The sequence below is a fragment of the Stenotrophomonas sp. STEN008 genome (assembly GCF_056760435.1).
Genome location: NZ_JBRRET010000003.1, coordinates 161,292 through 186,826, shown reverse-complemented (window position 1 = coordinate 186,826; position 25,535 = coordinate 161,292). Strand labels below are relative to the sequence as shown.

Genomic DNA, 25,535 nt, shown 5'->3' with positions numbered 1-25,535 from the left:
CGGCAAAGCCTGCGCGCCGCCCGCGCATGCAGCGTGTAGCAATGCCAGCGTAGGATCACGGGCGGGCCCTGCGGCCCGCCCTTCCGTTGCTGCCTAGGACTCCGCCCATGCTCCGCCGTGCCCTGCCCCGATCCGCGTCCGTGCTGCTGCCCCTGCTCCTGCTGTGGGGCGTGCCAGGCGCGCAGGGCCGCGAAGTCGCCGCGCCTGCCGCCCACGTCGAGGCCGATGGCCCCTACGTGTTCCGCAACGGCGATCAGCTGCAGGCCAAATGGATCTGCGCTGACGCTGTGCAGACCCGCTCGCTGGGCACCGCCACGGGAGCTGCCGATGTCGCGCCCCTGTGCGGCTACCCGCACAGCGTGCACGTGCTGCCACCGGTCGCGCCTTCGGTGTCGGAGCTGCCTGCGGTACCGCGCATCGTCGCCCTGTCCGACATCCACGGCCAGTACGACCTGCTGGTACGACTGCTGCGCGCCCACCATGTGATCGATGCGCAGGACCGCTGGGCCCTCGGCCAGGACACCCTGGTGGTCGCTGGCGACGTGTTCGATCGCGGCCCGCAGGTCACCGAAGCGTTCTGGCTGTTGTATGGCCTGCAGCAGCAGGCGGCGGCCGCCGGCGGTGCGGTGCACTTCGTGCTCGGCAACCACGAGACCATGGTCCTGTACGACGACCTGCGCTATGTCAATCCGAAGTACCTGCGCAGCGCGCAGCTGCTCGGGCGCAGCTATCCGCAGCTGTACGGCGCTGATTCGGTGATCGGGCAATGGCTGCGGACGCGGCCGGTGCTGCTGAAGATCGGCGGCACCCTGTTCCTGCATGGCGGCATCTCGCCCGAAGCGGTGGAACTGGCACTGCACCCGGCACGCACCAACGCCGCCTACCAGGCCTCGCTGGGATTGCCCAAGGCCGAAGTGAAGGCCGACCCCGCAACTGCACCGCTGTACGACGGCAAGACCAGCCCCATCTGGTACCGCGGCTACTTCGATGGGCGTCTCGATGCACGGGGCGTGCAGGACGTGCTCGACACGCTGCAGCTCAAGCGCATCGTGGTCGGCCACACGTCGATGCCGCATGTCAGCACGTTCCATGGTGATCGCGTGATCGCCATCGACAGCAGCATCAAGAACGGCGAGAACGGCGAGCTGCTGTTCATCGAGGATGGCCGGCTCAGCCGCGGTCTGCTGGACGGCTCACGGGTGCCGCTGGTCCAGGGTGAACCCGGCCTGCGGGACTGACCACGAAAGTGGCGGCACCCTGCCGGCGTACACTGCCGGCTCACCCCTGCGAGCCACCATGATGCGCCAGACCGTCATCCCGCAGCTGCGCATGCGCCACGCCGATGCCAGCCTGCCCTTTTACGTGCAGGGCCTGGGCTTCGTCGTCGACTGGGAGCATCGGTTCGAGCCGGGGTTTCCGTTGTTCGCCCAGCTCACCCGCGACGGCCAGACGCTGTTCCTCACCGAGCACAGCGGCGACTGCGAAGTGGGCGGCGCGGTCTACTTCATCGTCGAGGATGTCGACGCGCTGCACCGCGCCTTCAGTGCCGCGGGGGTACCGATCGAACAGCCGCCGCATGACACCGAGTGGGGCAGCCGCGAAATGCTGCTGCTCGATCCGGACCACAACCGCCTGCGCTTCGCCACCGCAACGGACTGAGTCCTCGCAGGCTTGAGAGGGATATACGAAACATATACGATACGTATATTCCTCTTACCTGGATCCGCCCATGGGCATCGTCAACATCGATGACACCCTGCACGACCAGCTGCGCCGTGCCTGCACCGTCTCCAGCCGCTCGATCAACGCCCAGGCCAGTTTCTGGATCCGCGTGGGCATGCTGTGCGAAATGAATCCGACGCTGAGCTTCCAGGACATCGTGGCCAGCGAACTGCGCGCCGCCGGCGTGCAGCCACAGCCGCTGACACCCGCACGGGCCTGACGTGAGCATCATCAAGCGGCCCGACGAGATCGCGCTGATGGCCGAATCCGGCCGCCTGCTGGCACAGGTGTTCGCCGCGCTCGACAGATGGCCGCTGCAGGGTCGCAGCACGATGGAGATCAACGACTTCGTCGAACGGATGATCGTCGACGAGCTGCAGGCGCGGCCTGCCAGCAAGGGCCAGTATGGCTTTCCGTACGTGCTCAACACCTCCATCGACAACGTGGTCTGCCACGGGGAGCCCAGTACCGCAGACGTGCTGCGTGAGGGCCAGATCGTGAATCTCGACATCACCCTGGAAAAGAACGGCTACATCGCCGATTCCAGCACCACCTACCCGGTCGGCGCGGTCACCCCTTCCGCACGGCGGCTGGTGCGGACCGCCTACGAAGCGATGTGGAAAGGCATCGCCGTGGTACGGCCCGGCGCGCGCCTGGGCGACATCGGCCACGCCATCGCCCGCTACGCACGCCGCCACGGCTACAGCGTAGTCAAGGAATACTGCGGCCATGGCATCGGCCGGGAGATGCACGAAGAACCGCAGATCCTGCATTACGGCCATCCCAACACCGGCAGGGTGCTGGAAGAAGGCATGGTGTTCACCATCGAACCGATGCTCAACCAGGGCAGGCCGGCGATCCGCCAGCGCGCGGGCGAATGGCCGGTCTATACCCGCGACGGCACGCTGTCGGCACAGTTCGAGCACACCGTGGCCGTGACCCGCACGGGCGTGCGGGTGCTGACGCTGCGCCCCGACGAGACGCCGTTGTGCGCGGTGGACGCGGCCTAGAGCGGACGCAACAGCAACAGGGTGGCGAGGCAGAACATGAAGATCGCCACGCCGGCATCCAGCACCCTCCACGCGCTCGACCTGCGGAACACCGGCTGCAGCAGGCGCGCGCCATAGCCCAGCGTGCAGAACCAGGCCACGCTGGCCACGCAGGCACCGGTGGCGAACGCCCAGCGCAGATCGCCCGGATAGCGCGTGGACAGGCTGCCCAGCAGCACCACGGTATCCAGGTAGACGTGCGGGTTGAGCAGGGTGAAGGCCAGGCAGGTCAGCAGTACCTCGCGCCCGCTGCCGCCCTGCGCCTCGGCGGCGGCCAGCGCACTGCCACCACGCCACGCGCGTAGTCCCGCCTGCAGGCCATACCACAGCAGGAACGCCGCACCACCAAAGCGCAGCACCTGCAGCAGCAGCGGCCACTGCAGCACCAGCGCGCCCATGCCACCGATACCGGCCAGTATCAGCACGATGTCCGCGCCGGCGCAGGCCAGCACCACCTTTCCCACATGACGCTGCTGCAGGCCCTGCCGCAGTACGAAGGCGTTCTGTGCACCGATGGCGATGATCAGGCCGGCACCTGCGAACAGGCCGGCGGCGGCAGCGGCGATCCACATGGGGACAGGCCTGGCAGGGAGGGGATGCGCAGAGTGCGGCCGCCGCCCCTGTTTAGACAATCTGATTTTTCTTTATCCTGTGCAGAGAAACTGAAGAGGCACCGGCATGGATCTGCTACATCCACAACTGGCTGCGTTTGCTGCGGTGCTGGAGGAAGGCAGCTTCGACGCTGCAGCCCGACGCCTGTCGATCAGCCCGTCGGCGCTGTCGCAACGGATCAAGGCACTGGAGGACCGGCTCGGCCAGGTACTGGTGGTACGTCAGGCACCGTGCCGACCCACCGCCACAGGTGAAGCGCTGCTGCGCAGGGTGCGACCGATGCAGACGCTGGAGGCCGAGGCGCTGGCCGAACTGCTGCCCGAACGCGGCAGCGATGCCCCGCGCACACCGATCCCGTTGGCGGTCAACGACGACTCGCTCGATACCTGGTTCGTGCCGGCCATCGCCGAGCTGCACCAGCGCCATGGCTATCTGTTCGACCTGCGCATGGATGATCAGGACCACACCCTGCAGTTGCTGCGAGATGGCAGCGTGCTCGGCGCGGTCACCGCCGAAAGCCAGCCGGTGAAGGGCTGCAACGTGCATCCGCTCGGCGCCATGCGTTACCACGCCATCGCCTCGCCCGGCTTCGCCCGCCGGCACTTCAGCGAGGGCATGCAGGCTGCGGCGCTGGCACGTGCGCCGATGCTGGTGTTCAACCGTAAAGATGAACTGCAGTGGCGCTTCGTGCGGCGGCTGACCCGTGCGCGGCTGCAGCCACCGCTGCATTATCTGCCCTCCTCGACCGGCTTCGTCGAAGCCGCCGTGTGCGGACTGGGCTGGGGCATGGCCCCGGAAACCCTGGTGGGGCCTGCCGTGCATGCCGGCCGCGTGGTGGTACTGGAACCCCGCCGCTGGCTCGACGTGCCCTTGTACTGGCAGCACGCGGCCGTGCGCTCAAGCACGCTGCAGCACATCACCCAGGCATTGCGCACGGCGGCCAGCGGCGCCCTGCGCTGAGGTCCATACGATGACCGCAGACCCGGGCTTCACGCGCAGACCACTAACGTTTGCTCACTTCTTAACTACAGGAACGGCATGCGTGTGAGCCGCCCACGGACAAGGATGCGCAGCGCGATGGGCGTCGCCGGCATGGCCTTTGCGGCCTGCTTGCCCTTTGCCACGTCAGCGCAGGCCATCACCGATACACCGGCATTGGACTGGGAACAGGCGCGGCAGCGGTTGGAACAGGTTTCCGACGCGCTGGCCGCGGCCGACGCCGCCGTCCGCAACAAGCAGGATCTGCAGGAGGCCACGCGCCTTCTGCGCCTGCCGGAGATCACCGGCGAGGTCCGCCGCCTGCAGTTCCAGAAGACCCTGACCCTGCCACTGGGCTCGCTGGCACCGGTGGCCGAGGCCTTTGGCATCGATTCCCCCCTGTCGTTCACCGAACGCGACTGGCGCACCCGCCCGGTCGTCACCGCTGTGCTGCCGCTGTACACCGGTGGCGTCATTCCTGCCGCACAGCGTGCCGCCAGCGCAGCCCACGAGCAGGCCAGCGCGGAACGCGAAGCACAGCGGCAGTCGTTGACCGTGCAGCTGGCCCAGGCCTACTTCGGCCAGCGCCTGGCCGAGCAGGCGGTGGACGTGCGTCGTGACGTCCGTGATGGCCTGGAACGCCACCTGGCCGATGCGCTGAAGCTGGAGCGCGAAGGCTTCGCCACCCGCGCGCAGCGACTGCAGGCCACCGTGGCGCGCGACAAGGCAGAGCGCGAGTACCAGAAGACCGTCAACGACCTGGCCACGTTGAAGGCCGCGCTGGCCACCCTGCTGCGCAGTGGCGGCGAGGTGCAGCCGGTATCACCCCTGTTCGTGCAGCGCGTGCCGCTGGAGCCGGCCGCCAGCTTCGAGCGCATCGCGCAGGCACGGCAACCCCAGATCGCACGGCTGCGGGCCATGGTGGCGCAGGCCGAACAGGGCGTGCGCGTACAACAGGCCAAGCTCAAGCCGCAGATATTCGCCTTTGGCCAGTACGACTTCCGTCGCCGCGACGAGATGCTGACCGATCCGGACTGGGCGTTCGGCATCGGCCTGAAGTACACCTTCCTGTCGCCGAACTCGCGACCGGCGCAGATCAGCGCGGCACGTGCGCAGCAGGAGCAGGCGGAAGCCGGACTGCGCGAAGCCGAGAACCAGGTCGCGCTCGGCGTGCGCAAGGCGTGGAACGAGCTGGAAACGGCACGCCAGCAGTTCGTGCTGCTCGACAGCAGCATCGCCCAGGCACAGGAGAACCTGCGCCTGCAGGAGCTGGCATTCCGCGAGGGGCAGTCCACGTCGCTGGACGTCATCGATGCGCGGCTGGGTCTGGGAGGCGCTCGCGTGGAGCGTGCACAGGCCGCCTACCAGTACGATGTCGCGCTGGCACAGCTGCTGGAGATCAGTGGGCAGATGGACCGCTTCGAGGAATTCCGGCGTCGCGCAGATGAGGTGATCGACCATGAGTGACGTATTGCAGGATGAAGCGACACCACCAGGCAAGCGCCGGCTTGGCCGGATCCTGCTCGTGGTGCTGCTGGTAGTGGTGGCGCTGGGCCTGTGGCTCGCCTGGCGCAGCCCGGCCGACCAGATCCAGGGCATGGCCGACGCGGACACGATCAACGTCGCAGCGAAGATCACCGCCCGTGTCGCCGAGCTGAAGGTTCGCGAAGGCGACCGCGTGCAGGCCGGTCAGGTCGTGTTCCTGCTCGACAGCCCCGAAGTGACGGCGAAGGAACAGCAGGCACGCGGCGCTCTGGCCGCTGCGCAGGCGGTGGCCGACAAGGCTGCCGAAGGTGCGCGCAGTGAGGACATCCGTGCTGCCGAAGCCAATTGGAAGCGTGCCGAAGCCGGAGCAACGCTGGCCGAAGCCACCTACCGCCGCGTGGAGAACCTGTTCAACGAAGGGGTGATGACCCGGCAGAAGCGCGACGAAGCACTCGCCCAGTCCACCAGCTCGCGCGAGCTGGCCCGTGCCGCCCGTGCCCAGTACGACATGGCACTGGCCGGTGCGCGGGAACAGGACAAGCGTGCCGCGCAGGGCCAGGTACAGCAGGCGCAGGGCGCCGTGGCCGAAGTGGATGCGGCCCGCGTCGAAGTGGAGGGCCGTGCACCGGTGGCCGGCGAGATCAACAAGCGCATGGCCGATCCCGGCGAACTGGTACCCGCCGGCTACCCGGTATTCACCCTGGTCGACATCGACCGCATGTGGGTATCGATGAACCTGCGCGAATCACAGATGCAGGGCCTGAAGGTCGGCAGCACGCTGCGTGGCAGCGTGCCGGCCCTCGGTCAGGACAGCGAGTTCAAGGTCTACTTCATCAACCCGGCCGGCGACTATGCCACCTGGCGTACCACCCGGCAGTCGTCCGGCTACGATGTCCGCAGCTTCGAGGTGCGGGTGCGCCCGGTACGCCGCATCGAGGGCTTCCGCCCCGGCATGAGCGTGCTGTTCGCATGGCCCCAGCACTGAGCCCTGGTGGCAACGGCTTTGCTGCTGCCTGGCAGCGCGAGCTGCGGGGTCTTGGTGGCAACCGTGCCGACCTGGCGCTGGTCACGGTGCTGCCGCTGCTGATGCTGGTACTGATGGCCTGGATGTTCACGCCATCGGTCATGCGCGATGTACCCATCGCCGTGGTCGACCTCGATCACAGCAGCGACAGCCGGCAATTGCTGCGCATGCTCGATGCCAGCCCGGGGGTCCGCGTCGCCCGCCAGCCCGCCGACATGGACACCGCGCGCTCGCAGCTGCGCAGCCTGGAGGTGTTCGCAGTGGTGCTGGTGCCGCGCGACGTGACCCGTCAGGCCCTGCGCGGCCGCCAGGGCACGGTGTTCGCCTATTACAACGCCACCTACATGACCACCGGACAATCGGCCGCGCGCGATATCGCCGATGCGGTGTCGGCCTGGAATGCACGCATGCTGCGCGAGCGCATCGGCCTGCAGGTGGGGCCCGCAAAGCTGCGCGCCGCCCCGATCGCCGTGCAGTCCGACATCCTCTACAACCCGGCACGCAGTTATGAGCTGTTCCTGCTGCCGCTGATCTTCCCGGCCGTCCTGTCGCTGGTGCTGGCACTGGCCGTGGCCGGAAGCGTGGGCCGGGAAATCCGCGATGGCACGCTGCCGGCCTGGCTCGGTGACACCCCGTGGGCCTCGATCGCCGGCAAGCTCGCGCCCTACGTACTGTTGTTCGCGTTGTACGGCGCGCTGGGCGTCGGCTACCTCGCATGGCTGCGCGGGGACGGCATCGCCGGCAGTCTGCTCCTGCTGCTGGCTGCGCAGCCGGCGTTCTACCTGGCCACGGCCGCATATGCGCTGTTCTTCGTCGGCCTTGCCCGTGACATGGGTACCGCGCTGTCGGTGGTCGGCCTGACCATCGGCACCGCGCTGGCCTTCTCCAGTGCCACCTTCCCGGTACTGGATGGCCCGCTGTTCACCCGCATCTGGCACCAGCTGCTGCCACTCAGTGCGTACATCAAGGTGCAGACCGAGCAGCAGTTCGTCGGCGCACCGCTGTCCGTCTCGCTGTGGCCATTGGCCACGCTGGTGTTGATGTCGGTGGTGGCCGGCGGCATCGGCAGCCTGCGGTTGATCGCTTTCGGCCGCACCCCGGAGGCCGCGCGACCGGCCGGAGCCGACGCATGAGCACGGTCTGGCGCAGCCTGCGGCAGACCCTGCTGGCGGTGCTCGGCGACCGCTATGCCATCGTGGTGATGGTCGGTGCGGTCATCCTGTACTCGTTCTTCTATCCCGCCGCGTACCGCCACCAGGTGGCCGGCAATCTGCCGGTGCTGGTGGTCGATCAGGATCACAGTGCCACCAGCCGCGAACTGCTGCGCATCCTCGATGGCCTGCGCGTGGCGCGCGTGGTTGGCCAGCCGGCGGGCCTGGACAGCGCGCGCCGTCAGCTGGAAGCGGGGCATGCCGAAGGCATCGTGCTCATCCCCGCGAACCTGGAGCGCGACATCCTGCGTGGCCAGCCAGCCAAGCTGGTCCTGCTGGGCAATGGCGCCTACCTGGGACGCGCCAGCTGGGTGCTGGGCAGCATCGCCGATGCGCTGGGCACATTCGGCCGCGACGCCGCCGTGACCCAGGCCGCGTTCATGGGCGCGCCGCAGGCAGCGCCGGTCACGCTCGTGCAGCGGCCCCTGTACAACACGCAGGAAGGCTATGGCAGCGCCATCGTACCCGGCGTGGCCGAACTGATCGTGCACCAGACACTGCTGATGGGCATCGGGGTACTGCTGGGAGGGCGGCGTCTGGTGCTCGGCCGCCGGCTGCACTTCGATCTGCCGACCCTGGCAGGCATGGCGATGGGCTTCGGCCTGATCGGGCTGTTCGGCCTGTTCTACTACGCCGGCTTCACCGCCTGGGTACAGGACTACCCGCGCGGCGGAAATCCGCTGGGCCAGCTGCTGGGCGGCACGCTGTTCATTGCCGCCACCGTGGCCTTCGGGCTGTTCATCGGCAGCTTCTTCCGCACCCGCGAACGCGCCTTCCAGTACATCATCGCCACCTCCATTCCTCTGTTCTTCCTCGCCAACCTCTCCTGGCCGGCGGTGATGACGCCCCGCCCGCTGGTGTGGCTGGCGCAGCTGCTGCCGACCACCTCCGGCATCAATCTGATGGTGCGGTTGAACCAGATGGACGCACGCCTGGACGAAGTCAGCCGTGAACTTGCCACGCTCGCGGCGCTGCTGGTGATCTACGGCGGTCTTGCCATCTGGCGGCTGCATGGCAGGCCGTCGGGCGGGGTGCGCCCCTGAGCACAGACAAACGCCGGCACGGAGCCGGCGTTCGTTGCATCACTACGTGGAAGGGGAAAACGGCGATCAGCGGTAGACGCGCTCGCAGCGACGTTCCACCACCCGATCGCCGGTCTTCTGCTGGTGGTTGCCCTGGATCTGTCGTCCGGCGGCGCCGCCGGCGACTGCACCGGCGACGGTGGCGAGCTTCTTGCCATTGCCTCCGCCCACCTGGTTGCCCAGCAGGCCGCCCACCACCGCACCTGTGGCAGTACCGGCAATGCGGTTCGGATCGCGCGAGTTGCGCTGGACTTCAACGTTCCTGCATTCCACACGGCTGCCGTCGTTGAACTTGCGGCCTTCATCGCGGGGCCCGTAGGTCTGCGCACCCGCCATCGACGATGCCGCCATCAGGGTGCCCAGCACGAGCAGTCGGGTCGAGGTCTTCATGGCCAGCTCCTGTCTTCCGGGATGGGTCCAGTCTCCGCCTGCCGCTGGCAACTACGAGTGAAATCGGTGTCATCAGGACTTCATCGGCAATGCGTCGTTCATGAAGAGAACCGCGGCCATGGAACGATCCAGCGCCTGGCAGAGGCTTCCGTTCGGTCGCCGCGAAGGGAATCGGCCCCCTGCATCGGTGCGCCGACCCGCGCGGCCCCTCCCGGGGGCAGCGCGCATGCGGCTATGATCAACCGACAAAGGGCGCAGGCATCTGGACGTGGATGTGCAGGAATCAGAAAGCTTGAGGGTAGCGGTACTGGAGGACGAGCCTGCCCTGCGCGAGCGCATCATCCTGCCAGGCCTGGCGCGCTATGGATTCCTGGCGACCGGCTACGCCAGCGTCGCCGCCTTCCGCGCCGGAATGGAGAGACAGCCCGCCGACCTGCTCGTGCTCGACGTGAGCCTGCCTGACGGCGATGGCTTCAGCCTGGCGCGCGAAATGCGCCAACGACAACCGGGCCTCGGCGTCATCATGCTGACCAGCCTTGCCGATGTGAGTGATCGTATCCGCGGCCTGACCGAAGGTGCCGACGTGTATTTTTCCAAGCCGATCGAGATCGATCTGCTGGCGGCGGCACTGCACAGCCTGGCACGACGGATCGCCACGCCGGCAACAGGGAACCGGTCACTGCCCGGCTGGAGGATGAGTGAGGACCAATGGGGCCTGATCGCGCCCGACGGCACCTCGGCCGCGCTCACCCGCAGCGAGCGCAGCCTGTGCGCGGAACTGTTCCAGCACGCCGGAGCGCTGGTGTCACGCGAGCAGCTGATCCTGGCCATTGCAGATGATTCAGACGATTTCGATGCGCACCGGCTCGACGCCATGGTCTACCGGCTGCGCGTGAAGGCACGCAAGCGCTGTGGCATGGAACTGCCTCTTACGGTGGTTCATGGCCGGGGATACATGCTGAATCCTGCCGGGCGCACGGCAGGCTGATCAGGAACGTCGTTCCTTCGCCACAGATGCTCTCGACGCCGATGCCACCGCCGGCCTCTGTCACCAGCTCGTTCACGACCGCCAGCCCCAGTCCCGTGCCCGAATCCGCCGGCTTGGTGCTGAAGAAGGGTTCGAAGATCCGGGCCGCCACCTCGGCGCGCATGCCGCTGCCATTGTCACGCAGGTGGATGCGGACGCGATCTCCATCGCGGTCGATGTCGATCTCGAACCGCCCGTGATCGCTGAGCGCATCGCGGGCGTTGGACGCGATGTTCAACAGCATCAGCTCGAACTGGCTGCGGTCCATCCGCACCGGCGCCGCTTCACCATCGCTGCGCACGGACAGTACGATCCCCGGCCCAAGCAACTGGCGCAGCATCGACTCAAGTTCCCGGACCGCCTGCGCGGCATCAAACACGACGGCCTGCTCGCCATCACGACGGCTGAAACGGAGCAGCCGCCGGCTGATGGCCATGCCACGCCGCGCGGTCTCCTCCACGTCTGACAGGTGGCCTTCAAGCTGCACCAGACGCTGCCGGCTGCCTTCGCCGTCGTCTTCATGCCGCTGGTTGGCGAAGCCGACGATCACCGCAAAGATGTTGTTGAAATCATGCGCCATGCCGCTGGCCATGCGTTCGGTGATCTCCTTCTTCTGCGCATGGATCAGCTGGGCATGGGTGCGCTCGCGTTCGCGCATCTCTTCGGCAAGTTGCCGCCCGCGCTCGTTCGACTCGCGCAGGCTTTCGCGCAGGGCCTGGGTCGTCCGGTCGATCAGCAGTGTGACCAGCAGGTAGGTGAACAGCAGTGGGGGCAGGTTGTAGAACGCACGCGCGGGAGCGTCCGCGAAGACGCTCATCGCATCGCGTCCTGCACCCAGCACTACGCTGCCCACCAGGACCGCCAGCGTGGTCCACAGCGCGCCACGACCAAGCACCAGACCACTCAGCACGAGCACCAGCATCTGGGCGAGCTGGTCGGGCATCTGCCGTTGCAGGCCGTTCACGCCCAGATTGATCGTCGTGACCAGCAGCATGGCACCGATCAACAGCTTGACCGCCGCAGCGAACGCACCACGCCGCGTCAGTGCCAGTCCGATCCATGCGGCGGCGCCGATGGACAGGCTCATCGCCAACGAGGCATGCGTCGACCAGTGCACCTCGCTCGAGACCAGTTGGGACCAGGCCACGATCACCGCGAAGGCCAGGGTCGCCGGGATGGTCACCCCCAGGAACAGGAGCAGCAGCTGGATGACGCGCGCGTTGCGGCGGTCCACCGGGTCTTCGATCGGCGCCCGGTCCAGCCAGCGCAGGAATGAACGGAGCATGGGCGGCGTGAAGAGATGGCGAGAAACCGATCATATTTCTGTCAGGAGTTGCAGTCGACATGCCCCCTCGGTGGGCCTACGTTCATGTTGTCGGCGGGCGCCTACGCCACTGCCGTGACACGACGACTACACCGCCCCACTCGTCGACCCCCTGCGGGCAGCCACGACGAAGGGCCTGCACTCCAGATCGAGGATCAGAGCAATGAACCGGATTTACCGTATCGTGTGGAACGCCGCGCTGGGCCGGCAGGTGGTTGTGTCCGAAATCGCGTGCAGCCGGACGCGGTCCGGGCGCCGCCGTCAGGTCGCGGCGCTGCTGGCCACCGGCTCGCTGCTGGTGTCCTGCTCCGCCCTGGCCAGCGGGATCGTTACGGCGCTGGGCGTCGAGCAGGTGTCCGCGCCGGAGCAGATCGTGTACGCCGCCGATGTCGAGGCTGATCCAGTGCCCTACCTCGCCGCCACCGGCAGCGAGGACAGCAATGCCGGCGCCTACGCCGACGGCGACAACGCGCTGGCCGCAGGCGAGGCGAGCGCCGCGGTCGGGGAAGGCACGACCGCGCTTGGCGCCGGCAGCGTGGCCTACGCCAACCGCGCCACCGCGGTGGGCAATGAAGCGCTGGCCATCGCCGACTCGAGCACCGCGATCGGCGGCATGCTGGACATCGACTACCAGTCGCAGAACCCGTATGGCGTAGTGCTGTTCCAGCAGACCGCCGCCACTGGCGTGGCGTCCACGGCGCTGGGCGCCGGCGCGCAGGCCGAAGGTGACTTTGCCACTGCCGGGGGCGCCGGCGCCCTGGGCAGCGGCAAATCCAGCGTGGCGATCGGCGGCATTGCCGACGATCTGGAGGACCAGATCGGGGAAGGTTTTGCCGGCCAGCTGCTGCAGAACACGCAGGCCACCGGTCGCCTTTCCGTGGCCGTCGGCGGCGGCGCGCAGTCCACCGCCTATGCAGCCATCTCCCTGGGCGGGCTGGCCAGTGCCAGCGCTATCCGCTCCACCGCGATCGGCTACCGCGCGGTGGCCAGCGCATATGACGCCATGGCCGTCGGTGACCGGGCCCAGGCTCTGGGCGAGTTCTCCAATGCGTTCGGTTCGGGCGCACTGGCCCTGTACGACCTGACCGTGGCCGTGGGCAGCAATGCCCGGGCGGGCGCGCTCAACACCACGGCCCTGGGCGCCAACGCGCTGGCCCTGATCGAGGGCGCCACCGCAGTCGGTTATGGCGCCTGGGCCGCCGGCAAAGGCAGCGTGGTGGTCGGTGACGGCATGACCTGGAATGGCGATTTCTGGGGGGATACACCGCGGCTGTTCACCAACAGCGTGGCGATCGGCACGGATTCGGACGTGTGGGGCAGCGAGTCGGTGGCGATCGGCGGCGGCGCAACCGTGGGCGACCCGTCGTTCGTCGACGGCGTGACCCACCCCGTCGACCGCGCGGTGGCGCTCGGTGCAGGCTCTTACGCCGATCGTGACAACACCATCTCGGTGGGACGCGCAGGCAGCGAACGCCAGATCGTCAACGTGGCGGCCGGTACGGCGGCAACCGATGCGGTCAACAAGGCACAGCTGGATGCGGTGTCGGGTGCGCTCGGCAATTTCGCCGACAGTTTCGCAGCCATCGATGTGCAGATCGGCAGGCTGACCACCCGACTGGATGACATCGAGGCGGACGTCGGTGCAGGTCATGGCCGCAACGATCAGGTCGCCGTGGGAGGCGATTCCGCAGCCCAGGCGGGCGAAGGGACCAACGCTGTGGCAGTGGGATCCGGCGCGACCGCCAACGCGGACAACAGCGTGGCGCTGGGCGCCGGCGCCTACGCCCATGGACCCAACGACACGGCGTTGGGCGGCAACGCGCGGGTCAATGCCGACGGCAGCACGGCCGTCGGTGCCAACAGCCGCATCAGTGCCCAGGCCAGCAACGCCGTGGCCCTGGGTGAGTCGGCCTCCGTCAGCAGCGCTTCCGGCACCGCACTCGGCCAAGGTGCCAGCGTCACCGCCGACAACGCCGTCGCATTGGGGCGCGGCTCGGTCGCCGATCGCGCCGACACGGTGTCGGTCGGTGCCAGCGGTGCGGAGCGCCAGATCACCCATGTGGCCGCCGGTACCCAGGCGACCGATGCGGCGAACGTGGGCCAGGTCAATGCCGGTGTCAACGCGGCGAAATCCTATACCGATGCACGGTTCACCGCATTGAACGATTCCTTCGAAACCTATCGTACGGACGTGGACCGCCGCCTCAGCTCGGTCGATCGCCGCCTGGACCGCCAGGGCGCGATGAGCGCGGCGATGCTGAACATGGCGACCAACGCCGCAGGCACCCGCAGCGAACGCGGGCGCATCGCGGTCGGTGCGGGCTTCCAGAGCGGCGAGCAGGCGCTGTCGGTGGGCTATGCACGGAAGATCGGGGAACGCGGCTCCTTCAGTCTGGGCGGGGCCTTCAGTGGTGGCGAATCCTCCGCAGGCGTGGGCTTCGGCATCGACCTGTGACAGAGCGACACCGACCACTCCCGCTCCGACGCGCTTCACCCTTTTCCTGGAGACCCACCATGTCCATCCACACCTCACTGGCCGCTGCAATCGCTTCGGTGTTGATCACCACCAGCGCCGCCCATGCCGCACCACGCCTGGATACCAGCAAGGTGATCAAGCGCAACGTGGCTGCCGCCACATCGACCGCCCAGCCGTCGGTCGGCCAGCGCTTCATCGTCAAGACGACCGGCACCACCACCCAGTCACGCAGCCTGTTGACGCAGTCGCTCGCCAGCTCGGCGCAGCGTTCAGGCATCACCACGGCGGCTGCGGCGACGGCACGCGCAGCCGCCCGTCCGGCCGCCAGGGCCAGTGTCCTGCGCAACATGGCCGTACCTGGCTGGTACGTGGTGCAGACCTCACGCCGGCTCAACTCCGCCGAGACGGCAGCCTTCGTCCGCGAGCTGGCGGCCGAACCCGGCGTGACGTCGGTCGAAGTGGACCGGCTCTACCAGGCGCTCGACACCGGGCGCGGCATGGTGCAGCCGAAACTGATCCCGAATGATCCTCAATATGCCCAGCTGCAGTGGAACTTCCACGATCAGACAGGTGGAGTACGCGCCGACCAGGCGTGGGACATCTCCACCGGCGCAGGCGTCGTGGTGGCGGTGATCGACACCGGCGTCGTGGAAAACACGCCCGACCTGAAGGACAACGTGCTGCCGGGCTATGACATGATCTCCGACCGCTTGATCTCCCGTCGCGACACCGACGCCCGCGTCGCCGGTGGCTGGGACCAGGGCGACTGGATGGAAGCCAATTACTGCACCGCGCTGGGCGCGCCTCCGCACGCCGCCCGCGACAGCTCCTGGCACGGCACCCACGTCTCCGGTACCGTCGCGCAGCAGACCAACAACGGTGTCGGTCTGGCCGGTCTGGCCCACAACGCCAGGATTCTGCCGGTGCGTGTGCTGGGTTCGTGTGGCGGGTACGGCAGCGACATTGCCGATGGCATGTTGTGGGCGGTCGGCGCGACCGTTGCCGGCCTGCCGGTCAATGCCAATCCGGCGGAAGTGCTCAACATGAGCCTGGGCAGCAATGGGCCCGACGCCTGCCCGCAGATCTACCAGGACGCCATCGACGAAGTGAACCGACGCGGTGCGATGGTGGTGGTGGCAGCCGGCAACTCCAACGCCGATGCCGGCACCTACACGATGTCCTCCTGCAAGGATGTGATCAGCGTCGGCGCCACGCGTGTCACCGGCGGCAAGGCCAGCTACTCCAGCTGGGGCAACCGGGTGGATCTGTCCGCGCCAGGTGGCGGTGGAGGTGTAGATGGAGATCCGAACGGCTACATCTTCCAGATCGTCAACACGGGCACCACCCGCCCCACGACCGAGTTCGGCATCGGAGGATATACCGGTACCTCGATGGCATCGCCCCATGTGGCCGCCGCAGCAGCGCTGGTCCAGAGCGTGGCCACCACGCCGCTGCGCTGGGACCAGATGCGGGACCTGCTGAAATCCACTGCGCGTCCTTTCCCGGCCAGCATTCCCACCAGCACACCGATGGGCGCGGGAATCCTCGACGCCAATGCACTGGTAACCGCCGCGACCACCGAACCCTGCGATCCCACCGTCGAGAGCTGCACCCCGCCGAATGTGGAACTGAGCAACGCAGTAGAACTGCGCGGGCTGTCAAGCACCTCCGCAGAGCGGACCTACAGTTTCACCGCCCGGGCCGGCACACCGTTGACCATCATGACGCTGGGCGGCAAAGGCGACGTATCGCTGTATGTAGCGGCGCAGCGCGTCCCCAGCGCCTCCGATTACGATGCGAAATCAACCCGACCGACCAATTCGGAGTCGGTGCGGATCGGCTCGCCCTCGGCGGTCACCTACATGATCCGCCTCACGGGAACATATTCCGGGTTGACCCTGGTAGCCCGGCAGTAAGCCTCAAGGGCGGCGCCACTGCGCGCCGCCCGCGATGCCCGGGGTCCTTCGATGGATAGCCTGCCCAGGAAACTCTCCTTGACTGATCGGCGCACGTTGCCGTCCCTCATCGGGGCGGTGACACGCCCCCTGCGGCCGCATGCGTTGTCCAGCCGCCACGGGACCTCCAGCGGGCTGCTGGACAGACAAACCTTCACGATCGACTACACCACACGATCACGCCGGTTGCCGGGCCGATCGCCCGTCGCCGTCCTCGTCGATGTCCTTGACCTGCCGAATGCCGAGCCCTGTCAGGCCTTCGGCATGGCCTCGCTGGAGACGCGGGTCAGGCAGGACGCAGCACGCATCGAGGCCGCCCTGGACGGCCAGGCGGACGTCCACCATATGGGCGGCAGCCGTTTTGCCTTCCTCGTGGAGCTGCCCACCCGTGACGACATCGAGCGCCTGGTGGAAGCGCTGCACCTGCGCCTGACGCAGCCCAGGGAGGATGCAGCGCAGCCCCTCCGGCCTCTCGTCCACGTCGGCCTCTGCCAGGCCGAAACCGGCAAGGACAGCGCCGACGACATCATCCGCAGGATGTTCGTGGGACTTCACTGGGCGGTGTCCAGCCAGGTCACCTACTGCTGGTACTCCGCTCGGCGCGATGAAAGTCTGCGGCGCGAGTATCACCTGCTTGCCGGTGCCCGCGACGGCCTGCGCCACGACGAATTCCATCTGCTCTACCAGCCTCGTTTCCGCGGGTCTGATCTCAGTGCGGTGTCAGCGGAGGCGCTGATCCGCTGGGATCATCCTCGGCTTGGCCCGGTCAGCCCTGCCGAATTCATCCCGGCATTCGAACGTAACGCACTGATGGAGAAGGTCACGGAGTGGGTCGTCGACCGAGCGCTGAAGCAGCTGTCATGCTGGAAACGCGACGGCATCACGCTGGGCCTGTCGATCAATCTGTCTGCACGGAATGTGGCCCGTGCCGGCATGGCCGATGCGCTGGTCGCCAGGATCCATGCCGAGGGGCTGCGCTGCAGCGACCTCGAAATCGAGATCACCGAAGGAGAATGGTTGCGGGTGAACTCCCTGCCCGGCGAGCAGCTCAGGCGGATGGCATCGGCGGGAATCCGCCTGGCATTGGACGACTTCGGCAGCGGCTACAGCAACTTCGCCTACCTGACCGAACTGCCGATCCACACGCTGAAGCTGGACAAATCGCTGATTGATGGAATCTCGACCGACACGCGGGCCCGCCTGAAAGTCCGTGCCATCATCGGCCTGGCCCATGATCTGGGCTACACCGCCGTCGCTGAGGGGGCTGAAACCGCCGACCAGGTCACCACGCTGCGGGAGCTCGGATGCGACCAGATCCAGGGCTTTGCATTGTGCAGGCCCATCAGTGCGACCGAACTGACCGATAGACTCACTGTTGCACCCCACCTGCTCGAATGAGCCAGGCCTGCACCCGCGGATGGACTGCGCGGCGTGCGTTTGATCCCTTCATGGAAGCCGCCGAGAATCCCGGGGCAGTTGCCTGCTCCTGATCCATCCGAGAAGTCTGCCAGTGGCCAACACAGGTTCCTTTCTGCTTCGCCTTGTTCAGGGAGACCTGACCACTGAAGGCGCGCTGACACGCCTGCACGCAGTGCAAGCAACATGCCGTGCATGCAACCACACCTCGATGCTGAAGGCGGGCGCAGGCCTGACCGATCTGCGCGGCGCAGGGATCCTGGTCTGCCCCTGCTGCCACAACCGGCAGGCGGTCAGCCGCATGCGCTTCGAGGAGTTCGTCAAGCGGTTGCCCCGCGCGGATGCCATCGACCACAGTGCCCTCGCGCTTTCCGCCGCTCCCGCGCACCACGCGTCACCGCAGCCGTTCCTGGAACTGGTGGTTGTTCGTGCCGGTGCGGCGCTGTTCGGGATCGATGTTGAATCGGCGGTGGAAATACGTGGTCCGGAGGCTCTGACCCGGGGTACGGACGGCCTGTCCAGCGTGTCCGTACGCGGGCAGACGGTGCCCGTCGTGGATCTTGGCCTTGTCACGGGCGGCACCCGCTGCGGTGCCCGCTGCCCGGCGATGCTGCTGGTGCAGGCTGGCGTCCAGCTTGTCGCCCTGGCGCTTGACGAGGTGCTCACCATCGAGAGTGTCCCGCTCGGCCACGTCCACCCCATCAGCAACGATGGGCAGGGATTGCCGCTCTGCAGCCACCGGGTCTGCCTGGCATCCAACCAGGAGGTTGCCCTCATTGATCCGAGCGTCGCACTCACTCTCCAGCGGCGGCTCGCAGGTTCGCGGACCGATGCAGCGATCTTCCCCGGGAGGTCCGATGAACACTGAGACGCGGGATGCCTTGCTGCGCCTCCAGGGGGCCATGAACCGGATGCATGTCCGTGTGGCGGCACTGGAAGCGGCCACCGTTCTTCTGCTCCGCACAAACGCAGGCAATCTGGACGCGGCCGATGAATTCGAACGCAGCATCCGCCACTACCTCAGCGGCATGGACCTGCACCGGGAACACGTTTTTGCATTCGAGCAGATCGTCGAGCCTTGGCTCGGCATCCTGCGGGATCCGCTGGCCGGCATTCGCTCCCCTCCACCATCGGCCTGAACCGGAGGAGTGTGCGACTCACCCCTGCCTCTCCGCGCGCAGTGCCCCAACTGCTGATCCGATCTTAACGCCCAAACTGCTCGCAATGCCTGGAGACCATCGCTTGATACTCCGCCATGGGCGCCAGGCCCATTCGAGCGCGACGCTCGTCAAGCGTCTCAGGTGCTTCAACCGCACGTGGCTCCCAACGCCCCGGGTCTGCACAACGCCCCTGCGTTCCATAGCGCTGGGGGTCGTGGGTGCGGTCCCAGAGGTAGGCGTAATTGGACGCTTTGACCTGCCCCGTCGCTACCAAGGGCTCCATGGCTTCCGCAACAGAGCGCTGGAACGCCGGATCCTTGTCGGCATGCTGGGCCAGCAGCCAGGCCGCGTCCGCCCCGTCCTGGCCCACCTGCGCCACGGTCGGCCAGCCATGGGCCGCAACGATCGCCTTCAGCCGAGCGGTATGCACCGCATCGACGGCACTGAGCACCCTCTCCTCGCCCTCCGTGGTCAGCGGAAGGTCCCGGACCGCCTGATCGGCATCCTTCATCCGCAGGAGCTCGCCGCGCAGCTCCGGGTCAGCAGGCGTCCCACCGCTGGCTCCCAGCGGCGCGAAGAGGATCGCAATCACCCACAATGGACCGAATCGCCGCGTCACAGCTCCACCTCTTGCGTGATGTGTCAGCCGATGATGCCCAGTTGGCAGATTTGCCGGTAGGTCAGCTTAAACTTGATGCGTCGGCGGCGCCGGGCATCTGCCTGCGTCGCAACAACCGTATCCATGGTCGATCCGCTGTGTGCCTGTCGCGCCATCAATGTGATCCTGTTTGAGTCACTGCCGCCGGCGTGGCCCCGGATCGACCGCTACAACCGGTAGGAAGCTCTCTTGCAAACCACTGATTCAAAAGCGAAACCGTCTGCATCGAAGGCCAGTGCAGAGCACACGCCCCTCATGAAGCAGTTCTTCGCAGCAAAGTCCGAGTACCCGGATCTGCTGCTGTTCTTCCGCATGGGCGACTTCTACGAGCTGTTCTACGACGATGCACGCAAGGCTGCACGCCTGCTCGACATCACCCTGACCCAGCGCGGCAGTTCCGGCGGCGCCCCGATTCCAATGGCCGGTGTGCCCGTGCATGCCTACGAGGGATACCTGGCACGGCTGGTGGCGCTGGGCGAATCCGTGGCGATCTGCGAGCAGATCGGCGACCCGGCCCTGGCCAAGGGGCTGGTCGAGCGCAAGGTGGTCCGCATCGTCACCCCCGGTACGGTCACCGACGAAGCACTGCTCGACGAACGCCGCGACACCCTGCTGATGGCCCTGTCGCGCACCCGGCAGGGCTACGGCCTGGCCTGGGCCGACCTCGCCGGTGGCCGCTTCCTGGTCAACGAGGTCGACACCGACGACGCGCTGGAAGCCGAGCTGGCGCGCCTGGAGCCGGCCGAGCTGCTGGTGCCGGACGAGGAGAACTGGCCGGACTTCCTGCGCCAGCGCAGCGGTGTGCGTCGCCGCGCGCCATGGCTGTTCGACGCGGACAGCGGTCGTCGGCAGCTGCTGGCCTTCTTCAAGCTGCATGACCTGAGCGGCTTCGGCATCGACGACAAGCCACGCGCCACGGCCGCCGCAGGCGCCCTGCTCGGCTATGTCGAAGAAACCCAGAAGCAGCGCCTGCCGCACCTGACCTCGATCGCGATGGAAACCGCCGGCGAGGCGATCGCCATGAACGCTGCGACCCGCCGCCACCTGGAGCTGGATACGCGGGTCGACGGCGATACCCGCAACACCCTGCTGGGCGTGCTCGACAGCACCGTCACCCCGATGGGCGGCCGCCTGCTGCGTCGCTGGCTGCATCGCCCGTTGCGCCTGCGCGAGGTGCTGGTACAGCGCCACCATGCGGTAGCGACGCTGATCGATCGCGGCAGCGATGGCGACATCCGCGAACAGTTCCGTCGCCTGGGTGACCTCGAGCGCATCCTCACCCGCGTCGCCCTGCGCTCGGCACGCCCCCGCGATTTCTCGACACTGCGCGATGGCCTGGGCCTGTTGCCTGCGGTGCGCGACGTGCTGGCGCCGCTGGACTCGCCACGCCTGCAGGCGCTGTACGCCGCGCTGGGCGAGCATGACGACTGCGCGCAGCTGCTCGCGCGTGCCATCGCTGAAATGCCGCCGCTGAAGCTCAGCGATGGCGGCGTGCTGGCCGATGGCTTCGACGAGGAGCTGGATGAGCTGCGACGCCTCTCCACGAACGCCGACCAGTTCCTGGTCGACCTTGAGCGGCGCGAGCGCGAAAGCAGCGGCATTGCCACACTGAAGGTCGGCTACAACCGTGTGCACGGCTATTACATCGAGATCAGCAAGGGCCAGGCCGACCGCGCACCGGTGCACTACACGCGCCGCCAGACCCTCACAAACGCCGAGCGCTACATCACCGAAGAACTGAAGGCGTTCGAGGACAAGGTACTGTCCGCGCGCGACCGCTCGCTGTCGCGCGAGAAGTTCCTGTATGAGCAGCTGCTGGACACGCTGGGTGCACAGCTGGAGCCGCTGAAGCAGTGTGCCGCCGCGTTGAGCGAACTGGATGTGCTGGCCGCATTCGCCGAGCGCGCGCAGGCACTGGACTGGTCGCGCCCGGAACTGGAAACGGCACCCTGCCTGAAGATCGAGCGCGGCCGTCACCCTGTCGTGGAAGCCGTGCGCGAGCAGCCCTTCGAGCCGAACGATCTGGACCTGCACCCGGACCGCCGGATGCTGGTCATCACCGGCCCGAACATGGGCGGTAAATCCACCTACATGCGGCAGAATGCACTGATCGTGCTTCTGGCCCACATCGGCTCCTTCGTACCGGCCAGCCGCGCCGTGATCGGCCCGATCGACCGCATCCTGACCCGCATCGGCGCCGGCGACGATCTCGCCCGCGGGCAGTCGACCTTCATGGTCGAAATGGCCGAGACCAGCTACATCCTGCATCACGCCAGCCCACATTCGCTGGTGCTGATGGATGAGATCGGCCGCGGCACCTCCACCTATGACGGCCTTGCCCTGGCCGACGCGGTGGCCCGCCACCTCGCCTACGAGAACCGCTGCTACACACTGTTCGCCACCCACTATTTCGAGCTGACCGCGCTGGCCGACGAGCAGCACGAGGGCGGCCGCAGCGGTATCGCCAACGTGCACCTGGATGCGGTCGAGCATGGCGAAGCGCTGGTGTTCATGCACGCTGTGAAAGACGGCCCGGCCAACCGCAGCTTCGGACTGCAGGTGGCCGCGCTGGCCGGCCTGCCTCGATCGACCGTGGCACAGGCGCGGCGGCGCCTGGCCGAACTGGAACAACGGGGCAGCGAGAGCCACGCGGCGGAGCTGGCCCCTCAGGCGCTGGATGCCCCGCAGCAGTTCGGCCTGTTCAATGCCCCGTCCAGCAAGGCGCAGGAGGCGCTGGCCGCCATCGATCCGGACGAACTGACGCCCAAACAGGCGCTGGAAGCGCTGTATCGGCTGAAGTCACTGCTGTAACCGGCATGGGACCGGCGCAACGCCGGCCCCCCTCCCGCCCCCGGTCAGAGCGAGCCTGCGCCCGGCAGCCTTCGCATTTCCGTCGTGCAGGCGGCGTTATGCTCGGGCGGTCCTTCCTTCACAGAACGGAGACCGCCATGAACACCGAATCCCTCGCCGCATCCCTCTTCCAGCAGCTGCAGCAGGGGCAGGGCCTGCAGCAGGTTTCCCAGCAGCTCGGCCTGGACAGCAGCCAGACCACCCAGGCGGTGGGCAGCGCCTTGCCGCTGCTGCTGGGCGCAATGGGCCAGAACGCCAGCGAGCCACAGGGCGCGCAGTCCCTGCTCAATGCGCTGCAGCGTGACCATCTAGGCACTGGTGGGAGTGGCGGCTTCGACCTCGGCAGCATCCTCGGCGCAGTGATGGGTGGCGGCGGCAGCGGCGCCACCGATGGGGCCGGCATCCTCGGCCACATCTTCGGTGGCCAGCAGCCGCAGGCCGCGCAGGTGCTAGGCCAGAAGACCGGGCTGGACAGCGGCACCTCCGGCAAGCTGCTGGCGATCCTTGCGCCCATCGTCATGTCCTTCCTGGCCCAGCGCTTCGCCCAGCAGGGCAACGCCAGCGAACTCAGCAGCGCCCTCGGCCAGGAGGCCCAGCAGTCCGGCGGCATCGGCAGCATGCTGGGCGGGGTGCTCGATCAGGACGGCGACGGCCAGTTCGGGGCCAGCGACCTGCTGAAGCTCGGCGCGGGGTTGCTCAAGCGCTGATCGCACACACCCGTACAAGCCCCGGACCTAATAGACAGCCACTATCGCATTGGTTGAATCAATCGAATTTACCGATCCACAGGCGCCACCTAATGTGGGTCGGGCCTCCCCCGATTCCACCTTTCGCCAGTCCACAGGTAGAGACCCATGAAAAGCGAAGCGAAGTGCCCCTTCAACCATGCCGTCGTCGGTGACGCGACGACCAACCGCGACTGGTGGCCGAACCAGCTGCGCGTGGACCTGCTCAACCAGCATTCCGCGCGCTCCAACCCGCTCGATGCCGGCTTTGATTACGCATCGGCGTTCAAGAGCCTGGACTATGCCGCGCTGAAGGCAGACCTGAAAGCACTGATGACGGACTCGCAGGACTGGTGGCCGGCCGATTTCGGTCACTACGGCGGCCTGTTCATCCGCATGGCGTGGCACAGCGCCGGCACCTATCGCATCGGTGATGGCCGCGGTGGCGGCGGCCGCGGCCAGCAGCGCTTCGCTCCGCTCAACAGCTGGCCGGACAACGTCAGCCTGGACAAGGCGCGACGCCTGCTGTGGCCGATCAAGCAGAAGTACGGCCAGGCCATCTCCTGGGCCGACCTGCTGATCCTGACCGGCAATGTCGCGCTGGAGTCGATGGGCTTCAAGACACTGGGCTTCGCCGGTGGCCGTCCCGATACCTGGGAACCGGATCAGGATGTGTACTGGGGCCGCGAAACCACATGGCTGGGCGGTGACGTGCGCTACAAGCACGGCTCCGAGGGCGTGGTGGAATCCCACGGCGTGCTGGTGTCCGATGACGATGCCGATGGCGACGTGCATTCGCGCAAGCTGGAGAACCCGCTGGCCGCAGTGCAGATGGGCCTGATCTATGTGAATCCCGAGGGCCCCGACGGCAATCCTGACCCGGTACTGGCTGCACATGACATCCGTGACACGTTCGGCCGCATGGCGATGGACGATGAAGAAACGGTGGCGCTGATCGCCGGCGGGCACAGCTTCGGCAAGACCCATGGCGCCGGCCCGGCAGACAACGTCGGCAAGGAGCCTGAAGCGGCCGATCTGGAGAGCCAGGGCCTGGGCTGGGCCAACAGCTTCGGCAGCGGCAAGGGCGGCGACACCATCACCAGTGGCCTGGAAGTCACCTGGACCCGTACTCCAGCGCAGTGGAGCCATGACTTCTTCGAGAACCTGTTCAAGTACGAATGGGAACTGACCAAGAGTCCGGCCGGCGCGCATCAATGGGTGGCCAAGGATGCCGAGGCGGTCATTCCCGATGCGCACGACGCCTCGAAGAAGCACCGCCCGACCATGCTGACCACCGATCTGTCGCTGCGCATGGATCCCGCCTACGAAAAGATCTCGCGCCGCTTCCTGGCCGATCCGCAGGCGTTTGCCGATGCGTTCGCGCGCGCCTGGTTCAAGCTGACCCATCGCGACATGGGGCCGCGCGCGCGCTATCTGGGGCCGGAAGTGCCGGCCGAAGAGTTCATCTGGCAGGATCCGCTGCCGGCCGCAAAGGACCCGCTCATCGATGCCAGGGACGTGGCCACCCTGAAGCAGGCGATCGCCGCAAGCGGCCTGAGCGTCCCTGAACTGGTGTCCACGGCCTGGGCATCGGCCTCCACCTTCCGTGGCTCGGACAAGCGGGGCGGCGCCAATGGTGCGCGCATCCGCCTGGCACCGCAGAAGGACTGGCCGGTAAACCAGCCCACCCGTCTGGCCAAGGTGCTGGCCGCACTGGAAAAGGTGCAGAGCGGGTTCAATGCCGGCAGTGAAAGGCAGGTGTCGCTGGCCGACCTGATCGTGCTGGCCGGTGGCGTGGGCATCGAACAGGCCGCCAAGGCCGGTGGGCACGACATCAGCGTACCGTTCACGCCGGGCCGTACCGACGCCAGCCAGGAGCAGACCGACGTGGAATCGTTCGCGGTGCTGGAACCGGCGGCCGATGGATTCCGCAACTACCTCAAGGGCGCCTACAGCGTTCCGGGCGAAGCGCTGCTGATCGACCGGGCGCAACTGCTGACGCTGACCGCCCCGGAGCTGACCGTGCTGGTCGGTGGCCTGCGCGTACTGGGTGCCAATGCCGATGGCAGCGCGCACGGCGTCTTCACCGATCGGCCCGGGACACTCAGCAACGACTTCTTCGTCAACCTGCTGGACATGGGCACGCAGTGGAAGGCCACCGGTCGTGAAACCTACGAAGGCCGCAGCCGCAACGACGGCGCCGCACGCTGGACCGCCACCCGTGCTGATCTGGTATTTGGATCCAATGCGGTGCTGCGTGCGCTGGCAGAGGTCTATGGCAGTGCAGACGGCGAGAAGAAGTTCGTGCAGGACTTCGTCGCGGCGTGGACCCGGGTGATGGAGCTGGACCGCTACGACCTGCACGGCTGATCACTGGCAGGCCCGGCGCTG

23 protein-coding genes are annotated in these 25,535 nt (G+C 67.3%); 18 read left to right on the top strand and 5 right to left on the bottom strand.

The window, feature by feature from the left end:
• Positions 1-107 precede the first annotated feature (107 nt).
• The 4 genes from ACVOME_RS02885 (at position 108) to map (ending at position 2,732) form a co-directional block, all read left to right on the top strand.
• A complete protein-coding gene (locus ACVOME_RS02885; RefSeq protein WP_481504697.1) occupies positions 108-1,238 on the top strand; it encodes a metallophosphoesterase in 1,131 nt (376 codons plus the stop codon).
• Between the two features lie 61 nt (positions 1,239-1,299).
• On the top strand, positions 1,300-1,659 hold the full coding sequence (locus tag ACVOME_RS02880; RefSeq protein WP_065181379.1) for a bleomycin resistance protein: 360 nt from the start codon (positions 1,300-1,302) through the stop codon (positions 1,657-1,659).
• A gap of 70 nt (positions 1,660-1,729) precedes the next feature.
• Positions 1,730-1,942: a ParD-like family protein gene (locus ACVOME_RS02875; RefSeq protein WP_180875697.1), complete on the top strand. Its 213-nt coding sequence runs from the start codon at positions 1,730-1,732 to the stop codon at positions 1,940-1,942.
• A 7-nt stretch (positions 1,943-1,949) separates the two neighbouring features.
• Positions 1,950-2,732, top strand: coding sequence for a type I methionyl aminopeptidase (map, locus tag ACVOME_RS02870; protein WP_262219305.1), 783 nt, complete (start codon positions 1,950-1,952; stop codon positions 2,730-2,732).
• Here map and ACVOME_RS02865 read toward each other — a convergent pair.
• A complete protein-coding gene (locus ACVOME_RS02865; protein ID WP_262219263.1) occupies positions 2,729-3,343 on the bottom strand; it encodes a LysE/ArgO family amino acid transporter in 615 nt (204 codons plus the stop codon). The two genes, map and ACVOME_RS02865, sit on opposite strands and share 4 nt — an antisense overlap.
• 106 nt (positions 3,344-3,449) lie before the next feature.
• On the opposite strand from ACVOME_RS02865, the gene ACVOME_RS02860 reads away from it, so the two are divergent.
• The 5 genes from ACVOME_RS02860 to ACVOME_RS02840 all read left to right on the top strand — a co-directional run bounded on the left by ACVOME_RS02860 (position 3,450) and on the right by ACVOME_RS02840 (position 9,124).
• Positions 3,450-4,343: a LysR family transcriptional regulator ArgP gene (locus ACVOME_RS02860; protein ID WP_283219469.1), complete on the top strand. Its 894-nt coding sequence runs from the start codon at positions 3,450-3,452 to the stop codon at positions 4,341-4,343.
• Positions 4,344-4,421: 78 nt separating this feature from the next.
• A complete protein-coding gene (locus ACVOME_RS02855; RefSeq protein ID WP_053517367.1) occupies positions 4,422-5,828 on the top strand; it encodes a TolC family protein in 1,407 nt (468 codons plus the stop codon).
• Positions 5,821-6,831 carry an HlyD family secretion protein gene (locus tag ACVOME_RS02850; RefSeq protein ID WP_253118974.1) on the top strand — a complete coding sequence of 337 codons (1,011 nt, stop codon included), beginning with the start codon at positions 5,821-5,823 and terminating at the stop codon, positions 6,829-6,831. The genes ACVOME_RS02855 and ACVOME_RS02850 overlap by 8 nt, the downstream gene beginning before the upstream one ends.
• The gene (locus ACVOME_RS02845; RefSeq protein ID WP_164150758.1) at positions 6,816-8,003 is read left to right on the top strand and encodes an ABC transporter permease; all 1,188 of its coding nucleotides are present in this window, start codon (positions 6,816-6,818) and stop codon (positions 8,001-8,003) included. Before ACVOME_RS02850 ends, ACVOME_RS02845 begins: the two co-directional genes overlap by 16 nt.
• A complete protein-coding gene (locus ACVOME_RS02840) occupies positions 8,000-9,124 on the top strand; it encodes an ABC transporter permease (protein ID WP_164150756.1) in 1,125 nt (374 codons plus the stop codon). The genes ACVOME_RS02845 and ACVOME_RS02840 overlap by 4 nt, the downstream gene beginning before the upstream one ends.
• Before the next feature lie 66 nt (positions 9,125-9,190).
• Here ACVOME_RS02840 and ACVOME_RS02835 read toward each other — a convergent pair whose 3' ends face one another.
• Positions 9,191-9,553 (bottom strand): glycine zipper 2TM domain-containing protein, encoded by a 363-nt coding sequence (locus ACVOME_RS02835; RefSeq protein ID WP_081284341.1) that lies wholly within the window; start codon positions 9,551-9,553, stop codon positions 9,191-9,193.
• A gap of 292 nt (positions 9,554-9,845) precedes the next feature.
• On the opposite strand from ACVOME_RS02835, the gene ACVOME_RS02830 reads away from it, so the two are divergent.
• A complete protein-coding gene (locus ACVOME_RS02830) occupies positions 9,846-10,541 on the top strand; it encodes a response regulator transcription factor (protein WP_481504696.1) in 696 nt (231 codons plus the stop codon).
• On the opposite strand, the gene ACVOME_RS02825 is transcribed toward ACVOME_RS02830, so the two are convergent.
• On the bottom strand, positions 10,483-11,865 hold the full coding sequence (locus ACVOME_RS02825; protein ID WP_197571951.1) for a sensor histidine kinase: 1,383 nt from the start codon (positions 11,863-11,865) through the stop codon (positions 10,483-10,485). The two genes, ACVOME_RS02830 and ACVOME_RS02825, sit on opposite strands and share 59 nt — an antisense overlap.
• Positions 11,866-12,067: 202 nt before the next feature.
• Here ACVOME_RS02825 and ACVOME_RS02820 point away from each other — a divergent pair, with 202 nt between their 5' ends.
• From ACVOME_RS02820 to ACVOME_RS02800, 5 genes are all read left to right on the top strand, one after another.
• Complete coding sequence (locus ACVOME_RS02820; RefSeq protein WP_111185865.1) at positions 12,068-14,359, top strand: ESPR-type extended signal peptide-containing protein; 2,292 nt, start codon at positions 12,068-12,070, stop codon at positions 14,357-14,359.
• 59 nt (positions 14,360-14,418) lie between these two features.
• Positions 14,419-16,296, top strand: a complete 1,878-nt coding sequence (locus ACVOME_RS02815; protein ID WP_164150750.1) for a S8 family peptidase — start codon at positions 14,419-14,421, stop codon at positions 16,294-16,296.
• Positions 16,297-16,347: 51 nt separating this feature from the next.
• A complete protein-coding gene (locus tag ACVOME_RS02810) occupies positions 16,348-17,733 on the top strand; it encodes an EAL domain-containing protein (RefSeq protein WP_481504695.1) in 1,386 nt (461 codons plus the stop codon).
• 229 nt (positions 17,734-17,962) lie between these two features.
• Entirely contained in the window at positions 17,963-18,619 is a 657-nt protein-coding gene (locus ACVOME_RS02805; protein ID WP_180877129.1) for a chemotaxis protein CheW, read from the top strand.
• On the top strand, positions 18,609-18,890 hold the full coding sequence (locus ACVOME_RS02800; protein WP_146256219.1) for a hypothetical protein: 282 nt from the start codon (positions 18,609-18,611) through the stop codon (positions 18,888-18,890). The genes ACVOME_RS02805 and ACVOME_RS02800 overlap by 11 nt, the downstream gene beginning before the upstream one ends.
• A 64-nt stretch (positions 18,891-18,954) precedes the next feature.
• Here the strand turns inward: ACVOME_RS02800 and ACVOME_RS02795 are convergent, their stop codons facing one another.
• Together ACVOME_RS02795 and ACVOME_RS02790 are read right to left on the bottom strand one after the other, a co-directional pair.
• Positions 18,955-19,530 (bottom strand): DUF6624 domain-containing protein, encoded by a 576-nt coding sequence (locus ACVOME_RS02795; RefSeq protein WP_197600850.1) that lies wholly within the window; start codon positions 19,528-19,530, stop codon positions 18,955-18,957.
• A 23-nt stretch (positions 19,531-19,553) separates the two neighbouring features.
• Positions 19,554-19,685, bottom strand: coding sequence for a hypothetical protein (locus tag ACVOME_RS02790; protein ID WP_262101097.1), 132 nt, complete (start codon positions 19,683-19,685; stop codon positions 19,554-19,556).
• Between the two features lie 139 nt (positions 19,686-19,824).
• Between ACVOME_RS02790 and mutS the strand changes: the two genes are divergently transcribed.
• From mutS to katG, 3 genes are all read left to right on the top strand, one after another.
• A complete protein-coding gene (gene mutS / locus ACVOME_RS02785; protein ID WP_065181133.1) occupies positions 19,825-22,380 on the top strand; it encodes a DNA mismatch repair protein MutS in 2,556 nt (851 codons plus the stop codon).
• Between the two features lie 137 nt (positions 22,381-22,517).
• The gene (locus ACVOME_RS02780) at positions 22,518-23,126 is read left to right on the top strand and encodes a DUF937 domain-containing protein (protein ID WP_340044076.1); all 609 of its coding nucleotides are present in this window, start codon (positions 22,518-22,520) and stop codon (positions 23,124-23,126) included.
• Positions 23,127-23,273: 147 nt separating this feature from the next.
• Positions 23,274-25,514 (top strand): catalase/peroxidase HPI, encoded by a 2,241-nt coding sequence (gene katG / locus ACVOME_RS02775; RefSeq protein ID WP_481504694.1) that lies wholly within the window; start codon positions 23,274-23,276, stop codon positions 25,512-25,514.
• Positions 25,515-25,535 lie beyond the last annotated feature (21 nt).

What these genes read in the sequence shown, in the direction of transcription:
- ACVOME_RS02885 (WP_481504697.1), top strand. Translation starts at nt 108, where the DNA reads ATGCTCCGCCGTGCCCTGCCCCGATCCGCGTCCGTGCTGCTGCCCCTG.
- ACVOME_RS02880 (WP_065181379.1), top strand. Translation starts at nt 1,300, where the DNA reads ATGCGCCAGACCGTCATCCCGCAGCTGCGCATGCGCCACGCCGATGCC.
- ACVOME_RS02875 (WP_180875697.1), top strand. Translation starts at nt 1,730, where the DNA reads ATGGGCATCGTCAACATCGATGACACCCTGCACGACCAGCTGCGCCGT.
- ACVOME_RS02865 (WP_262219263.1), bottom strand. Translation starts at nt 3,343, where the DNA reads ATGTGGATCGCCGCTGCCGCCGCCGGCCTGTTCGCAGGTGCCGGCCTG.
- ACVOME_RS02860 (WP_283219469.1), top strand. Translation starts at nt 3,450, where the DNA reads ATGGATCTGCTACATCCACAACTGGCTGCGTTTGCTGCGGTGCTGGAG.
- ACVOME_RS02855 (WP_053517367.1), top strand. Translation starts at nt 4,422, where the DNA reads ATGCGTGTGAGCCGCCCACGGACAAGGATGCGCAGCGCGATGGGCGTC.
- ACVOME_RS02850 (WP_253118974.1), top strand. Translation starts at nt 5,821, where the DNA reads ATGAGTGACGTATTGCAGGATGAAGCGACACCACCAGGCAAGCGCCGG.
- ACVOME_RS02845 (WP_164150758.1), top strand. Translation starts at nt 6,816, where the DNA reads ATGGCCCCAGCACTGAGCCCTGGTGGCAACGGCTTTGCTGCTGCCTGG.
- ACVOME_RS02840 (WP_164150756.1), top strand. Translation starts at nt 8,000, where the DNA reads ATGAGCACGGTCTGGCGCAGCCTGCGGCAGACCCTGCTGGCGGTGCTC.
- ACVOME_RS02835 (WP_081284341.1), bottom strand. Translation starts at nt 9,553, where the DNA reads ATGAAGACCTCGACCCGACTGCTCGTGCTGGGCACCCTGATGGCGGCA.
- ACVOME_RS02825 (WP_197571951.1), bottom strand. Translation starts at nt 11,865, where the DNA reads ATGCTCCGTTCATTCCTGCGCTGGCTGGACCGGGCGCCGATCGAAGAC.
- ACVOME_RS02820 (WP_111185865.1), top strand. Translation starts at nt 12,068, where the DNA reads ATGAACCGGATTTACCGTATCGTGTGGAACGCCGCGCTGGGCCGGCAG.
- ACVOME_RS02815 (WP_164150750.1), top strand. Translation starts at nt 14,419, where the DNA reads ATGTCCATCCACACCTCACTGGCCGCTGCAATCGCTTCGGTGTTGATC.
- ACVOME_RS02810 (WP_481504695.1), top strand. Translation starts at nt 16,348, where the DNA reads ATGGATAGCCTGCCCAGGAAACTCTCCTTGACTGATCGGCGCACGTTG.
- ACVOME_RS02805 (WP_180877129.1), top strand. Translation starts at nt 17,963, where the DNA reads ATGCTGAAGGCGGGCGCAGGCCTGACCGATCTGCGCGGCGCAGGGATC.
- ACVOME_RS02800 (WP_146256219.1), top strand. Translation starts at nt 18,609, where the DNA reads ATGAACACTGAGACGCGGGATGCCTTGCTGCGCCTCCAGGGGGCCATG.
- ACVOME_RS02790 (WP_262101097.1), bottom strand. Translation starts at nt 19,685, where the DNA reads ATGGCGCGACAGGCACACAGCGGATCGACCATGGATACGGTTGTTGCG.
- mutS (WP_065181133.1), top strand. Translation starts at nt 19,825, where the DNA reads ATGAAGCAGTTCTTCGCAGCAAAGTCCGAGTACCCGGATCTGCTGCTG.
- ACVOME_RS02780 (WP_340044076.1), top strand. Translation starts at nt 22,518, where the DNA reads ATGAACACCGAATCCCTCGCCGCATCCCTCTTCCAGCAGCTGCAGCAG.
- katG (WP_481504694.1), top strand. Translation starts at nt 23,274, where the DNA reads ATGAAAAGCGAAGCGAAGTGCCCCTTCAACCATGCCGTCGTCGGTGAC.